Origin of the sequence: Anaerofustis sp. NSJ-163 (assembly GCF_024135845.1) — a bacterium.
Lineage (GTDB): Bacteria > Bacillota > Clostridia > Eubacteriales > Anaerofustaceae > Anaerofustis > Anaerofustis butyriciformans.
On sequence record NZ_JAMYJV010000003.1, the window covers coordinates 25,175 to 40,844 of the forward strand.

Below are 15,670 nucleotides of genomic sequence, written 5' to 3' on the forward strand. Positions count from 1 at the left end.
TGTTTTATCTTGCAAGTGAAATAAGTTTTTTTGCCGTATTTACATCTGTAATAAGGGAATCAATATAATTACACCTTATTGCCGTATATATACTGTCGGCTTTTTCAACTCCTCCGGCAACGGCAACAACTTCTTTTATCTTTTTTATTTCATTCAAGTCTAATGACATTAAATGATCATGCCATTTGCAATCTATTTTTTCTCCTCTTTTATTGTATATGTTATAGGATATATCCCCTACAATTGCTTCGTCTAATTCTTGAAGACTTTTATATTGTTTATACATATAATTTTCAACCCAAGTACGATATCTATCTTGCCCCCCTATTCCCACAACTGCCAAATCTGCATTTTTTGCTTTATCAAAAACTTCTTTTATAAAGTTTTGACTTATTAACATTTTCTTAGCTTCATGAGAATCTACAACAAGAGGAGCATGTAGCTCCATATAATTACCGCCGCTTCTATGGGCAAGCATTTCGCATATTGCACTTGCCTGCATATATCTGTACTTATCTCCAAGTCCACCGGATATTGGAACAAAAGTTACATCATCAAAAGGAAGAGAACACACAAAACCTGATGCTATCTGATAACAGGTTCTGCCCCCTGCCATTGCTATAACTTTATTGTTACTCATTTTTCTTGCCAGATATTTGCTTGCGGCAGAACTTAATCTATCAATAAGCAAGTCTTTATATTCAACATTTACACAAATTACATCTTTTAAAAACAATGCTTCTTTAAGCTCATTTTCAAGTTCTCTGTAAGGATGAACGCCTTCATCATGAATAACAACTTCAACTATACCAAGAAGTCTGGCTTTTGTTATCATTTTTGAAATAGAAGAACGGCTTATGTTATACTTTCTTGCGATTTGTGCCTGAGTTAGATTTTTATCGTAATATAGATGAGCAATTTCGATTAGTAAACGATTTTCATCATAATTTTCCATATTTTATCCTCATTAAAATTCTATGATATCCCCTTGTTTTATATCGGGAACTACGCAAGGAGAAACAAGTATGCTTCCCGGCATTAAATCTAAATCGGGACTAAAATTAATAGTCATATGCCCTAAATTATATAAATTTTCATTTGCTGCATCACCGCCGATTTTTTCAACGGTATATTCATTTCCACCAATAAGTATTTTACCGCCTACTTTAATCATTTCAGCATTGGGATTGTCAATATACTCATGTACTATACAAATATCTTTTAACTCATCAGGACAGTCTTTACCGAATATTACAAGTAAAGGATATCCTTCAAAATATGCCTCTTTTCCTATGCTTACTACTTTTGTCTTTACCATTTTAATACCTACTTTCTTTGTTGTCTTTGCATAATAAATATTTGCTATATTATAATAACATAAATTAAAATAAATTATAAATATAGACTAACAGTCAAATATAGACATTGCTCGTTTTACGTCTTCTTCCATTTTATCCGTTGCATAAAGACTCATTTTATCAAATGCCATATTATTCGGATTTTTCTTTATATACTCATGTATCCCCTCTCCACCGGCACAGTTCATATATGTATAATAATTAATTTTGCTTATACCATTTTTGATTGATTTTATATAATCTTCTTCACTTACTCCTGAACCTCCATGCATAACAAGAGGAATTCCTATTTTTTCTTTTATTGTTTTTACTCTTTCAATATCAAGTTTAGGTTTTGTTAAATATACGCCATGAGTAGTTCCAAAAGATATTGCAAGAAAGTCTACTCCTGTTCTTTGAACAAATTCATATGCGCTTTCCGGATTTGTATATATACCTTCATCATCTTTACCGCCGCCTTCATCAGATGAAGCAAAACTTCCAACATGACCAAGCTCTGCTTCTACAGATACCCCTGCTGCATGAGCAATTTCAGTAATATATTTTGTTTCTTCTATATTTGTTTCAAAATCCTTTGCTGATGCATCGTACATAATAGAGCTTACACCCATTCTTATTGCCATAATACATTTTTCAAAAGTACTGCCATGGTCTAAGTGAACACTAACAGGAACACTTGCTCTTTTTGCATAGTACATATATATAGGTAACATCTCTTCCATTTCCATTATCGGATCATGCGACTGAGCATGCTGTAAAATAATCGGACAGTTTAAGCTTTCCCCTGCTTTTATTGTAGCTCTTATTGCTTCAAGAGAAGGGCAGTTAAATGCGCCTACAGCTTTTTTGTTTTTTTGTGCATTTACTAATAATTCTTTTGTGTTTACTAACATATTTTATCTCCTATTCATTAAGTGAAATATTATAATAGTCTAATAATACTTTTTCTGCATCTTTATTCCAGCATCCATCATATTTTTTACACTCTTCATATAACCTTTTAAATAATTCATTATCTTCGCCAAGTTTTTCAAAATCATCTATTGCTGTAAGTGGCATATCAATTTGAGTATATATCATCTTTTTACCCCCTGGAATATCAGGAACATTTTGAGTTGCATAAATTGCACTGTCAAGTCCACCAATATGAGTTACCATGATAGTAGGGCTTAATCTTCCTTCTTCCATTAAAGATAAAGCATCAAGAACATCTTGGTTTGTGCTTCCTGTAAAACCGGTAATATGTGTGTAGTTATAATGAACATTATACATATTTATATTTGCACTTAATGTTTTATCAATAGGACCTGCAAAGAAATTTAAACACCCATCTTTACCAAGTATACTATCAGCTTGTTCTATTAACGGAGTAATAGGTGCATATACAAATACGTCGTCATAACCTTCATTATCACTTAGTTCCATTAATTTTCTTGTAGAATCTTCATATGCATTTGAATTTACAAATACTATTTTTGTATCTTTTTGAGCTTTTTTAGATAAAAGTTTTTCTGCTCTTTTTAGTCTGTCTTCTGACACATCAACTGCAACAACAAGACTTGGAGCATTCTCAAGCTGAAGTGCATAATCTATACATTCTAGTCCCATAGGGCCGCAAGCACCTAAAATTGCTATCTTTCCATTTTTCTTAACGCCCATTGCATGAATATGGTTTTCATCATTTGTATGATACATTCTGTTATATCCGGCAATTATACAAGAAACAGGTTCTGATAAAGAAGCTTCAAAGAAAGAATCTCCGTTAAAAGGAATTAAACAATCATTTTCCATTACTTCATTTGGAATAATACTATATGTACTATCTCCGCCGTAATACTGATAATAATACCCTACTGTTTTTACTTTTCCATCTACACTAACTGCAGGTTGTACTGTAAACTTTTGACCTTTTTTATATTTATCTTTCCACTTATCTCCTACTTCTATTATTATACCGGATAACTCATGACCTATTACTGCAGGATTTTCTTTTAAATTATCAGGAGTTCTTTTATGTTTTTCTCCTTGTTTTGATAATTTATAAGTAGACATACATACGCTATCTGTAATAATCTTTGCTAATATTTCATCATCTTTCATTTTTGGTAGTTCATACTCTTCAAGTCTTAAATCATTTTCTCCATATAGCCTTATTGCCTTTGTTTTCATTATATACCTTCTTTCTGCTTATCATTAAAGCTAAATCTTGTAAACATAATAATGTTACAAGTAACACAAGTCAATTATTTGTTCCCATAAAGAACAAATGTTACACATATGTTCCTTGAACAAATATATATCTCGTCAATTTTGTGGAATATGTTCCACTTATGCATATCGCATTGACATTTTTTCTCCCCAAAATTAATATCAAATCAAGAATAAAGGAAAGGCGGTATAAAAAATGTGGGTTATGGTTATGGTACTGTTTCTTCTTGTTATATTTGTCCAAACCATATTTTCTTACTTGCAGCTTAGAAATATTTATACAAAAATAGCACAGCTAAAGAGTAAGTATAAAGATGAATATTATTTGGTTACAGGTACAAGCAAAAGAAAACTGTCATTTGGAAAAGGATTTTTGATAGTTACCGTTATTGATAATAATGATAATATTATCGAATTTTTAGAAATGAGTGGCTATACGGTTTTTTCAAGACTAAAAAACAAAGAAGACTATACAAATCTTTCTATTGACTCTCTACATGAAAAAGTATCTAACAAAAAATTGAAATTAGCTTTGGAAAATGCAAAAGAATTATTACAAAACAAAAAACTGGAATGCTTAGAACAATAATAAAACGGAGGTAAAAACATGGAACTAGTAGTAAAAATTGCAGAAGGTTTTAACGGCATGATAAGTAAAGGGGGAGAAAATTTAGTTGGATTAATAACAAGCATACTTCCCAACTTAATCATTTTATTAACATTAATTAATGCCATTATCGCATTAATAGGTGAAGAAAGGGTTATGAACTTTGCAAAGAAAATAACCAAATACAGAATATTAAGATATACTTTATTACCTTTTATGGCTTTATTCTTTTTAACAAATCCTATGTGTTATACAATGGCTCGTTTCGTTGAAGAAAAAGACAAAGCAGCTTGTATAGACGGTATGTTTACATTTGCACATCCTATGCTTGGACTTTTCCCACATGCAAACCCAGGAGAATTGTTCGTATGGTCAGGTATAGCAGCCGGCATAACTACCCTTGGTGCATCAATCACACCTTTAGCAGTTAGAGCAATCCTCGTTGCTTTTATCGTTGCTTTTATCAGAGGGAACTTAACAGAATTTATCACAGTAAAACTACTTAAGAAAGGAAAGGCACAATAAGATGAAAAAATTAACGGTTACAAAAGGAAAAGGCGGTTGGGGCGGTCCTCTAACAGTATATGAAACAGATACAAAAAAAGTTGTTGCATCAATAACAGGGGGAGGAATTCATCCTCTAGCAGCAAAAATAGCCGAACTTTTAGATGTTCCAGCAGTAGACGGATTCAACAATAAAGTAGAACCTGAAACAATCATTATAGCAGTTGTTGACTGTGGCGGTACTTTAAGATGTGGTGTTTATCCCAAAATGGGTGTACCTACAATAGATATTCATCCAATTTCACCATCAGGGCCTTTAGCAAGTTATATGAATGAAAACAATTTTGTATCAGGCGTAAAAGAAGACAACCTATCTCTTATGGAAGATGATAAAGAAATTGAATTTGAAAAAAGCGAAGAAAGCGAAACAACAGCTGTAAACGAAACAATAGAAGCTGAAAATGCTGATGAAGGAAATAAATTCTTAAATATAATAGCATCTGTAGGTAAAGTAATAGGTAAATTCGTTAATGTATTCTATCAAGCAGGTAGAGATTCAATAGATATCATAATAAAAAATATTCTACCTTTCATGGCATTTGTAAGTGTACTTGTTGGTATAATCCTATTCTCAGGTCTTGGTGATATTATAGCAAATGCAATAAAACCTTTGGCAGGAACTTTACCGGGATTACTTATCTTATCAGTAATATGTGCCCTACCATTCTTATCTCCTATTCTTGGTCCTGGAGCCGTAATCGCTCAAGTTGTCGGTGTACTTCTTGGGGTTGAAATCGGAAAAGGAACAATACCTATTTCTTATTCATTACCTGCACTTTTTGCAATAAATTCTCAAGTTGGTTGCGACTTCGTTCCGGTTGCTTTAACAATGGCAGAAGCAGAAGATGAAACAGTTAAAGCAGGCGTACCGGCTATGCTTTTCTCCAGACTTGTAACAGGTCCAATAGCCGTAGTAATTGCTTACTTATTTAGTATCGGAATGTATTAATATAAAAAACACTTCTTAAATGAAGTGTTTTTTTATTTTCTCTTGACTTGGAGTTAAGTCCATATAGTAAAGTAAAATAAAAAGGAGGTAATCATGAAGAAATTCATCTTTATATTTATTATTTTACTTATATTTATATGTTTAATTTTTATAAATTATAAAAATGATAAATCTTCTGACAAAAAAGAAAACAAGATAATGAGTGGAACAACAGATATAGCAAAAAACACATCAAATACCGAAAATATTCAGTCATTAAGCATAAATATCGACGGTAAAGATTATGTTTTAAATTTAGAAAACAATCAAACGACAAAGGAACTTATAAAAATTCTTCCATTAAATATTACAATGCAGGATTTTAACCAAAATGAAAAGTATTATAATTTATCATCCTCTCTTCCTACGAATGAATATAATGTAGGAAAAATAAAAAAAGGTGATGTTATGCTCTACGGCGCAGATACACTGGTTATATTTTATAAGGATTTTGACACTTCATATCAATATACCAAAATCGGAGTAATAGAAAATCTGGATGAAGACAATTTTACAAATAAAAATGAAGTTCAAGTACATATTAAAGTAAAGGAGTAAAAGTATGAAAAAAAAGAATATTTTAATTATTTCTTCCACAATGAGAAAAGGGGGAAATTCAGAAATATTAGCTGAAAATTTTAAAAAGGGAGCAGAAGAAAAAGGACATATTGTCGAAATTGTATATTTAAGAAATTACAATATAAACTTTTGCAGAGGATGTCTATACTGTCAAAAGGAACATAAATGCGTTATAAATGACGATGCTAAATTACTTTTAGATAAATTTAAAAATGCCGATGCAATTGTGTTTGCAACACCTGTTTATTATTACACAATGTGTGGACAGTTAAAAAATTTCCTAGATAGAATGAACCCAGTATTTGCAATGAAATATAATTTCAAAGAAATATATCTACTTGCCTCATGTGCCGATGAAGAAGAAAGTGCAATAAATATAATATTAAAAGAAATTGAAGGCTGGATATCATGTTTTGAAGGTGTAAAACTTATGGGACATTTATGTGCAACAAACGTAACAAACGTAAAAGATATTTTAAGTAATGAAAATATAATAAATAAAGCAATTACAATGGGAAAAAATGCATAAAAAAATACCGACTATTCGGTACTTATAAAAATGGTGGGGGAGAATGGATTCGAACCATTGTAGGCTGAGCCAACGGATTTACAGTCCGCCCCCTTTAGCCACTCGGGCACTCCCCCGTGAATATGCTATAATATTTTAATATATTATACCCCATTTGTCAATAGATTATAATTATATTAATAAAATAACAAAACTATTATCAATAATTTTCATGTTTACCAAAAAAAAGAGCAGGTTGTCCTGCTCTTTTTTTATTCTTCCCATGGTTTTAAAATTACTTTTATAGCTTCCCCTGTTCTTGTCATTTCAATGCCATGTTTTATTTCTTTTAAAGGAATTGCGTGTGTTATAAATTTTCCTGCATCAATTTTTCCTTCTACTATTAAATCAAGAGCCGCTTTAAATGAAACAGGGTCAAAACTATAACCTCCGCAAAGCTGAAGTTCTTTATAATGAATTAAGTTACTGTCAAAATTTACACGGCAGTTATCATGTGGAAGTCCGCCAAATAATAAAAGTTTTCCTCTTGGACGGAGATAATGAGTGGCCTCTTCCTGCGCAGAACCTACAGGACAGGCTGTAATTGCAACATCTACCCCATCTCCGTTTGTTTCTCTCATAACGACTTCTTCCAAGCTTTCTTTTGTTGGGTTTACGAACACATCTATATAATCAAATCTCTTTGCTTTATCAAGTCTAGGCTGGTTTACTTCTGATAATATAACTTTTTTAGCTCCTCTTAATTTTGCCATTGCACTATGTAAATTTCCAAGAGGTCCTGCCCCTATTACAAGAACCGTATCCCCTTTTGTTACATTGATAAAATCATGTGTAGAATATACGCTTGCCAATGTTTCCGATAACGGAGCAAGGTCTAAATTAAAGTCATCAGGTAAAATATGTAAAAATTCAGGAGTTGAACCAACTGCAGGTACTGCCATATACTGAGCATAACCGCCATAAAAATTCATTCCAGGCACTATTAAATTTTTACATTGATTCTTAATATTTTTATCCGATGTACAATAACTGCACTTTCCACAAGTTATACCCGGATTTAACATAACTTTTTGACCTTCTTTGTAATATTCACTGTCACTTTTTTCAATAATACCTGCAACCTCATGCCCTATTACAAAAGGAGGTTTTACCTTTTTATGTCCCGAAGTAAAAGTTCTTATATCAGAACCGCAAAGTCCAACTGATATAACTTTTATAAGTACACCATTTTCAGGACACTCGGGTGTTTCAATATCCCCATAATAAAAATCATTCGGTCCGTTAAAAATTAATGCTTTCATATTCTATTCTCCTTAATCTTTTCTTAATTACAGTTTAATGGAGAATGAAATATATTACAATACTGAAAAAATTTGCAAAGGGAATTTTTATTTTATTAAAATTTATAAATGTTTAATAAGTAATTAAAAAGACTTGTACATAATGTACAAGTCTTTTTATTATTCTTCTTCTGGTTCTTGTAGAGCATCAAAGCCTTCTTCACCTGTTCTGATTTTAACAACATTGTCAAGTCCGTAAACAAAGATTTTACCATCTCCGATATTACCTGTATATAAAGCTTTTTTCGCTTCTTCGATTACTGTTCTTACAGGAACTGCCGCAACTACGATTTCTACCTTTAATTTAGGAAGTAAAATAGATTCTACTTCACTACCACGATAGAAATGTTTTCTTCCTTTTTGAACACCACATCCAAGAACGTTTGTTACTGTCATACCCGTAACTCCGATTTTTTGCATTGAGGCTTTTAAAGCTCCAAATTTATCTTTATTAATCACTATAGTAACTTTACTTATACCGCTGTCAAGTCTTGTAACTTTAATATCATCTTCAACCGGAGTTGTTTGAGTAGTAGGTACAACTTCTTTTATTTCTTCTTTAGCTGTTGTAGGTTGTGTTTCAATTCCAAGGACTTCACTTTCATCATCCAATGAATAATAGAAATCTCCTGCAGGAGCAAAGTCTGCATATGCACTTACAAGTCCGTGTTCCGTTATGTCAAGACCTAAGATTTCTTCCTCTTCACTAGCTCTTAAACCAACTGTTTTATCAATTATTTTAAATACAATAAACATTGCGATAAATACATAAACGGCTACACTCGCAACACCTAAAAGTTGAGTTAGGAACATATGAATTCCACCACCATAGAACAAACCGCCGTCAACTGCAAATAAACCTGTTAAAAGTGTTCCTGTCGCACCACAGCATCCATGAACTGCGATTGCACCAACAGGGTCATCAATTTTTAATTTATGATCAATAAATTCAACTGCAAATAAAACAAGCACACCTGCGATTGCACCAATAAAGAAAGCACCTGTAGTAGAAACCATATCACAACCTGCCGTAATAGCAACAAGTCCTGCTAAAGCTCCGTTTAGAGTCATTGAAACATCAGGTTTACCGTATCTAACCCAAGTAACAATTAAACTCATTAATGCAGCAGCTGCTGCTGCCATGTTTGTTGTTACGAAAATTGTTGACGCAGAAACCATATCTGCATCTGTTGACATTGCAACTGTTGAACAACCGTTAAATCCAAACCAACCCATCCATAAGATGAATACACCAAGAGCGCCTAAAGCAATGTTATGTCCGGGAATAGCTTTACTCTTTCCATTTTTATCATACTTACCAAGTCTTGCTCCTAAAATCTTTGCACCTACCAAAGCAGATATTCCTCCTACCATATGCACCGCAGTTGAACCGGCAAAATCATGGAATCCTAGTTGGCTTAACCAACCACCACCCCAAATCCAGTGACCTGAAATTGGATAAATAACTGCACTGATTACAGCCGAGTAAATTAAATATGCAATAAACTTTGTTCTTTCTGCCATTGCACCGGATACAATTGTAGCAGCCGTTGCGCAAAATACAGTTTGGAAAATAATAAAGGCCATTGTAGGGAAAGTACTATCATAGTTTCCTCTAATAAAGAAATCCACTTTACCTATAATTCCACCAATATCATCACCCATCATTATGCCAAAACCAAGTACCCAGAAAATAATGGTACCAAGAACAAAATCCATTAAGTTTTTCATAATAATGTTACCTGCATTTTTTGCTCTGGTAAAACCTCCCTCTACTATTGCAAACCCCGCTTGCATCCAAAATACTAATATTGCTCCAAGTAATACCCAAATAGTATCAAGAGCAGAAAATGTTGTTCCTATTTTTCTTTTCCTCCTAAAATATATAAAATAAAAAGGCGTGTATGTAAATATAAAGATTACATACACGCCTTTGTGCCTTGATTTATTTAATTTATATTCTTATTGAACACTAAATAAGATGTCACCATATGCAGGATATGGCCAGTATTTTTTGTCAACAATTGTTTCGAGTTCGTCTGCATATTTTCTTACTTCTTCCATATTATCAAATACTTTTTCCTTAAATGCCATTGCTCTTTGTTCTGCATCTTCAACTTTATCGGCTTCATTTAAACCTTCTTCTAATACGTTAATTGAATTATATAGTTTAGCATTTAAATCACTTATTCTTACAACTGTTTTTTCTTCAACATCACTGTTTGCTAAAGGACAAACTGCCTTTTTAACTTGTAATGTTTCTGCAACTTCTTTTACATAAGCTATACAAGCAGGAAGGATTGAACCTTTTGCCATTTCAAGGGTAGCTTTTGCTTCAATTGAAAGTACATTTGCATATTCTTCAAGTAAAACTTCTGTTCTGCTTTCAAGTTCATCTTTAGAAAGAACTTTATGTTTTTCAAATAATTTTACATTGTTTTCCTTTCTGTAATAAGGAATTGCTTCTGCACTTGTTTTTAAATTTAAAAGATTTCTCTTAGCAGCTTCTTCAACCCATTCATCAGAATATCCGTCTCCGTTGAAAATAATTCTTTGATGAGCAGTAAATGTTTCTTTAATTAAAGCTTTGATTGCTTCTTCTGAATTATCTTTTTCTAATTTATCTGCAAATTCACTAAATGCATCTGCAACAATTGTATTTAAAATCATGTTAGGACAAGCAACAGAGTCTTTTGAGCCAACCATTCTAAATTCAAATTTGTTACCTGTAAATGCGAAAGGTGATGTTCTGTTTCTGTCTGTTGTATCTTTTGTTAAATCAGGAATTACAGTAGCACCTAATGAGAATTTTGTTTTTCCTTCGCTCTTATAATCATTATCTGAAATAATTGCATCAACTACACCTTTTAAGTCATCTCCAAGGAATATAGAGATAATTGCAGGGGGAGCTTCGTTTGCACCAAGTCTATGGTCATTACCTGCACTTGCTACAGAAATTCTAAGTAAATCTTGATGTTCGTCAACTGCTTTTACAACTGCTGCAAGAACTAATAAGAACTGCATGTTTTGTTTAGGGTCGTTTCCCGGAGATAATAAATTTTCTCCTTCTTTTGTTGTGATAGACCAGTTATTATGTTTACCGCTTCCGTTTATGCCTTCAAATGGTTTTTCATGAAGAAGACATACAAGCCCGTGTTTTCTTGCAATTTTTTTCATCATTTCCATCATAACTTGGTTTTGGTCTGTTGCTGCATTTGTTGATGAATATACAGGTGCAAGCTCATGTTGCGCAGGGGCAACTTCGTTATGTCTTGTCTTTGCGGTAATACCAAATTCCCAAAGGCTTTTATCCAAATCTTCCATATATTCTAAAATTTGTGCTTTTATTGAACCAAAGTAATGGTCATCAAGTTCTTGACCTTTTGGAGAAGGTGAACCGAATAATGTTCTTCCTGTATAGATAAGGTCAGGTCTTTTCTTATACATTTCTTCTGAAATAATAAAGTATTCTTGTTCTGCCCCAACTGATGTATTAGCACCGCTGCATTCTTTTCCAAGAAGTTTTAATAATCTTTTTGTTTGATTACTGATTGCTTCAATAGATTTAAGTAGTGGAGCTTTTTTATCAAGAACTTCACCATTGTAAGAACAGAAAATTGCAGGAATGCATAAAGTATTATCTTTAATAAAAGCATAACTTGTAGGATCCCAAACAGTATATCCTCTTGCTTCGTTTGTTGCTCTAAGTCCGCCTGATGGGAAAGATGAAGCATCAGGTTCTGCTTGTAGTAAATCTTTACCTGACAAACGTAAAACAACATTATCTCCGTCAGGTTCGATAAATGCATCATGTTTTTCAGCTGTTAAACTTGTCATTGGTTGGAACCAATGAGTATAATGTGTACAACCATTTTCAAGTGCCCATTCTTTCATTGCGTGTGCAACCTCATTCGCAATGCTTATATCAAGTCTTTTTCCCTGTTCTATTGTTTCTTTTAATTTTTTATATGTATCCTTCGGTAATTTTTCTTGCATAGTTTTGTCATTAAAAACCTTGCTGCCAAATAATTCGGGTATTCCGCTCATAATTTTTACATCCTTTCATGTTTAATTTTGTATCTACCTTAATAAGTTTTGCATATAAAATAATTATACAATTTTTTCTTTTAGGTTTCTACTATAAATTTAATAATTATTTCATCTAACAAGAGCCTTATTAAAAACAAAAAGGCACCGTAAGCATTTTGCTTACAGCGCCTTTGCTGTGTATGAATGGATTTTACTACGAGGATTTATTTTTGTCAAGTTATTTTTTTTAATTTTTTAAATTTTTAGAAAATTCAAAAAAAATACAAATTTCTCTTGCATTTTTATAATTTTATGTTTATACTTATAACACTAACTAAATATTAAGGACAACGGCGTCCAATAAGTACTTTATTTTTATGTGCTTATTGGGCGCTTTATTTTTTGGGGGTGTAAAAATGATATTTGACGAAAGATACAAAGAAGGAAATGTAAGAATACCTTCAGGATGTGCCATAAGCGGTATTTTTCACAAAGACGGGAAAAGAACCGACGGAAGAGACATAATAACATCAATTGAAGTAATGCACGAAAGAAGCAACGGGCTTGGCGGAGGTTTTGCTGCTTACGGAATATATCCGGAATATAAAAATTATTATGCTTTTCATGTTTTTTATGATGACAATATTGTAAGAAAAGAATGTGAAGCTTTTTTAGATACTCATTTTGATATTATCGAACAAGGAATCATTCCAACCAGAAAAATCGATAAAATCACAAACGAACCTTTAATATATAGATATTTTGTATTACCAAAAGAATCTAAACTAAAATCTTCTCAATTAGACGAAAAAGAATTTGTAGTTGAATGCGTTATGAATATAAATACAAATATGCAAGGCTGCTATGTATTCTCATGCGGCAAAAACATGGGTTCTTTTAAAGCAGTAGGTTATCCGGAAGATGTAGGCGAATTTTATAAACTAGATGAATACAAAGCGTATTCATGGACAGCACACGGCAGATACCCTACCAACACTCCCGGCTGGTGGGGTGGTGCCCATCCTTTTAGTCTTCTTGACTACTCAATAGTTCATAACGGTGAAATATCTTCTTATGATGCAAACAGAAGATATATTGAAATGTTTGGATATAAATGTAATCTTCTAACAGATACAGAAGTAATTACATATATGATGGATTATTTGCTTAGAAAAAATAAACTTACATTAAAAGAAGCAGCTGAAGTTGTTGCTGCTCCTTTCTGGGAAACAATAAAAACAAAAGACGAAAAAGAAAAAGAAAGACTTTCATATTTAAGAACTATGTTTTCAAGTCTACTTATTACAGGTCCTTTCTCTATTATCTTAGGCTTTAACGGAGGACTTATGGCTCTTAACGACAGATTAAAACTTCGTTCAATGGTTGTTGCCGAAAAAGGAGAAAGTGTATATATGGCAAGTGAAGAAAGTGCAATAAAAATAATACAAAAACAAGTAGATAAAATTTACTCACCTGCCGGTGGTGAACCTGTAATAGTTACATTAAACAAGGGGGTAGAATAAGATGGGAATTAATTTTATACATCCACAGTTTGAAGTGGTAAGAAATCAAGACAGATGTATACAGTGCAGAGTATGCGAAAGACAATGTGCAAATGAAGTACATTTTTATGACGAAGACAGCAAACTTATGTTAAGTGACGAAACAAACTGCGTTGCATGTCATAGATGTGTATCTCTATGCCCTACAAAAGCTTTAAAAATCGTTGAAAGCGATCATACTTTTAAACCTCATGCAAGTTGGAAAGCTGAACATATAGAAAACATTTACCGTCAAGCTGACAGCGGTGGAGTGCTTCTTGCATCAATGGGAAACCCTAAAGAATACCCTATTTACTTTGATAAGATGCTTATAAACGCATCTCAAGTAACAAACCCATCTATTGACCCCCTAAGAGAACCAATGGAAACAAAGGTAAGTTTAGGAAAGAAAAATGTAAAAATTGAAAGAGATGATAAAGGAAATATTATTCCAAACACTCCTCCTCAAATCAAACTAAACGTTCCTATAATGTTCTCTGCAATGTCTTATGGTTCAATAAGTTACAATGCTCATGAAAGTTTAGCAAGAGCAGCAAGTGAACTTGGAATAATGTATAACACCGGTGAAGGTGGTCTTCACGAAGATTTTTATAAATATGGAAAAAATACAATAGTTCAAGTTGCATCAGGTAGATTTGGTGTACATAAAGATTATCTTGATACATCAGCGGCTATTGAAATAAAAATGGGACAAGGTGCTAAACCTGGTATTGGAGGACATTTACCGGGAGAAAAAATCGGACCTGATATTTCAAAAACAAGAATGATTCCTGAAGGAAGCGACGCAATAAGCCCCGCTCCTCATCATGATATTTACTCAATTGAAGATTTAAGACAGCTTGTTCTTTCTTTAAAAGAAGCAACCGGATATAAAAAACCAGTTATCGTAAAAATTGCCGCAGTTCATAATGTTGCTGCAATAGCAAGCGGTATCGCAAGAAGCGGTGCAGATATAATTGCAATTGATGGTTTTAGAGGAGGAACGGGAGCAGCGCCTACAAGAATCAGGGATAACGTAGGTATTCCGATTGAACTTGCCCTTGCAAGTGTTGATTCAAGACTTAGAAGTGAAGGAATAAGAAATAATGTTTCTCTTGTTGTTGGAGGAAGTATAAGAAGCAGTGCAGATGTAGTAAAAGCAATTGCCCTTGGTGCCGACTGTGTTTATATCGCAACTTCAGCATTAATGGCTCTTGGCTGCCACTTATGCAGAAACTGCCACAGCGGAAAATGCAACTGGGGTATTGCAACTCAAAGACCAGACCTTGTAAAAAGATTAAATCCTGATATTGGATATAAAAGAGTAGTAAACCTTGTAACCGCTTGGGAACATGAAATAAAAGAAATGATGGGCGGTATGGGAATAAACTCAATAGAAGCCCTAAAAGGAAACAGATTAATGTTAAGAGGTGTAGGTCTTAACGAAAAAGAACTTGAAATACTTGGAATAAAACATGCAGGAGAATAAAATATGAAAAGAATTTACGTCAACGAAAAGTGGTGCCTTGGATGTCACCTATGTGAATATAACTGTGCGTTTGCAAACAGTAAAGAAGACAATATGATAAAAGCTCTTAAAGGAAAGAAAATCTATCCTAATATAAGAGTTGAAGATAAAGATCAAATTCACTTTGCTGTATCTTGCAGACACTGCGAAGAACCAATATGCGTAAAAAGCTGTATAAGTGGTGCTTTATCAATAAAAGACGGACTTATCAGTGTAGATAAAGAAAAATGTATTGGATGTTTGACTTGTGTTTTAGTTTGTCCTTACGGTGCAATTCATCCCGATGAAGAAAACAGTGTTGTAAACAAATGTGAATTTTGTACAAACAATTCTTTTGGAGAACCAAACTGTGTTAAAGGATGTCCAAATAATGCCATTGTTTTCGAGGAAAGGGGTTAA

Annotated in this window: 15 protein-coding genes and 1 tRNA gene; 8 read left to right on the forward strand and 8 right to left on the reverse strand. The window is 33.0% G+C overall.

Going from position 1 to position 15,670, the window contains the following annotated elements:
* Positions 1 to 4 precede the first annotated feature (4 nt).
* From M6G78_RS03520 to M6G78_RS03535, 4 genes are all read right to left on the reverse strand, one after another.
* Positions 5 to 955: a sugar-binding transcriptional regulator gene (locus M6G78_RS03520; protein WP_253229618.1), complete on the reverse strand. Its 951-nt coding sequence runs from the start codon at positions 953 to 955 to the stop codon at positions 5 to 7.
* Between the two features lie 12 nt (positions 956 to 967).
* Positions 968 to 1,318, reverse strand: coding sequence for a PTS glucitol/sorbitol transporter subunit IIA (locus tag M6G78_RS03525; RefSeq protein WP_138267922.1), 351 nt, complete (start codon positions 1,316 to 1,318; stop codon positions 968 to 970).
* Between the two features lie 87 nt (positions 1,319 to 1,405).
* Positions 1,406 to 2,251 (reverse strand): class II fructose-bisphosphate aldolase, encoded by an 846-nt coding sequence (locus M6G78_RS03530; protein ID WP_253229619.1) that lies wholly within the window; start codon positions 2,249 to 2,251, stop codon positions 1,406 to 1,408.
* A gap of 10 nt (positions 2,252 to 2,261) precedes the next feature.
* A complete protein-coding gene (locus tag M6G78_RS03535) occupies positions 2,262 to 3,527 on the reverse strand; it encodes a zinc-binding dehydrogenase (protein ID WP_253229620.1) in 1,266 nt (421 codons plus the stop codon).
* 235 nt (positions 3,528 to 3,762) lie between these two features.
* Between M6G78_RS03535 and M6G78_RS03540 the strand changes: the two genes are divergently transcribed.
* The 5 genes from M6G78_RS03540 to M6G78_RS03560 all read left to right on the forward strand — a co-directional run bounded on the left by M6G78_RS03540 (position 3,763) and on the right by M6G78_RS03560 (position 6,833).
* Entirely contained in the window at positions 3,763 to 4,155 is a 393-nt protein-coding gene (locus tag M6G78_RS03540) for a transcriptional regulator GutM (protein WP_253229621.1), read from the forward strand.
* 18 nt (positions 4,156 to 4,173) lie between these two features.
* Positions 4,174 to 4,698 carry a PTS glucitol/sorbitol transporter subunit IIC gene (locus M6G78_RS03545; protein ID WP_138267918.1) on the forward strand — a complete coding sequence of 175 codons (525 nt, stop codon included), beginning with the start codon at positions 4,174 to 4,176 and terminating at the stop codon, positions 4,696 to 4,698.
* 1 nt (position 4,699) lies between these two features.
* The gene (locus M6G78_RS03550) at positions 4,700 to 5,686 is read left to right on the forward strand and encodes a PTS glucitol/sorbitol transporter subunit IIB (RefSeq protein WP_138267917.1); all 987 of its coding nucleotides are present in this window, start codon (positions 4,700 to 4,702) and stop codon (positions 5,684 to 5,686) included.
* Positions 5,687 to 5,779: 93 nt separating this feature from the next.
* Positions 5,780 to 6,283, forward strand: coding sequence for a cyclophilin-like fold protein (locus tag M6G78_RS03555; protein WP_253229622.1), 504 nt, complete (start codon positions 5,780 to 5,782; stop codon positions 6,281 to 6,283).
* Between the two features lie 4 nt (positions 6,284 to 6,287).
* Positions 6,288 to 6,833 carry a flavodoxin family protein gene (locus M6G78_RS03560; RefSeq protein WP_253229623.1) on the forward strand — a complete coding sequence of 182 codons (546 nt, stop codon included), beginning with the start codon at positions 6,288 to 6,290 and terminating at the stop codon, positions 6,831 to 6,833.
* Between the two features lie 31 nt (positions 6,834 to 6,864).
* Here M6G78_RS03560 and M6G78_RS03565 read toward each other — a convergent pair.
* From M6G78_RS03565 to M6G78_RS03580, 4 genes are all read right to left on the reverse strand, one after another.
* Positions 6,865 to 6,949 (reverse strand) — tRNA-Tyr (locus M6G78_RS03565).
* Positions 6,950 to 7,084: 135 nt separating this feature from the next.
* Complete coding sequence (locus M6G78_RS03570; RefSeq protein ID WP_253229624.1) at positions 7,085 to 8,134, reverse strand: alcohol dehydrogenase catalytic domain-containing protein; 1,050 nt, start codon at positions 8,132 to 8,134, stop codon at positions 7,085 to 7,087.
* A 159-nt stretch (positions 8,135 to 8,293) separates the two neighbouring features.
* Positions 8,294 to 10,036, reverse strand: a complete 1,743-nt coding sequence (locus tag M6G78_RS03575; protein WP_138268038.1) for an ammonium transporter — start codon at positions 10,034 to 10,036, stop codon at positions 8,294 to 8,296.
* 99 nt (positions 10,037 to 10,135) lie between these two features.
* The gene (locus M6G78_RS03580; RefSeq protein ID WP_253229625.1) at positions 10,136 to 12,220 is read right to left on the reverse strand and encodes a glutamine synthetase III; all 2,085 of its coding nucleotides are present in this window, start codon (positions 12,218 to 12,220) and stop codon (positions 10,136 to 10,138) included.
* Between the two features lie 398 nt (positions 12,221 to 12,618).
* Here M6G78_RS03580 and M6G78_RS03585 point away from each other — a divergent pair, with 398 nt between their 5' ends.
* From M6G78_RS03585 to M6G78_RS03595, 3 genes are read left to right on the forward strand one after another with little or no spacing between them, the layout of a single operon-like run.
* Positions 12,619 to 13,725 (forward strand): glutamine amidotransferase family protein, encoded by a 1,107-nt coding sequence (locus M6G78_RS03585; protein WP_138267912.1) that lies wholly within the window; start codon positions 12,619 to 12,621, stop codon positions 13,723 to 13,725.
* A 1-nt stretch (position 13,726) separates the two neighbouring features.
* Positions 13,727 to 15,232 (forward strand): glutamate synthase-related protein, encoded by a 1,506-nt coding sequence (locus M6G78_RS03590; RefSeq protein ID WP_253229626.1) that lies wholly within the window; start codon positions 13,727 to 13,729, stop codon positions 15,230 to 15,232.
* Positions 15,233 to 15,235: 3 nt separating this feature from the next.
* Positions 15,236 to 15,670, forward strand: coding sequence for a 4Fe-4S dicluster domain-containing protein (locus tag M6G78_RS03595; RefSeq protein ID WP_138267910.1), 435 nt, complete (start codon positions 15,236 to 15,238; stop codon positions 15,668 to 15,670).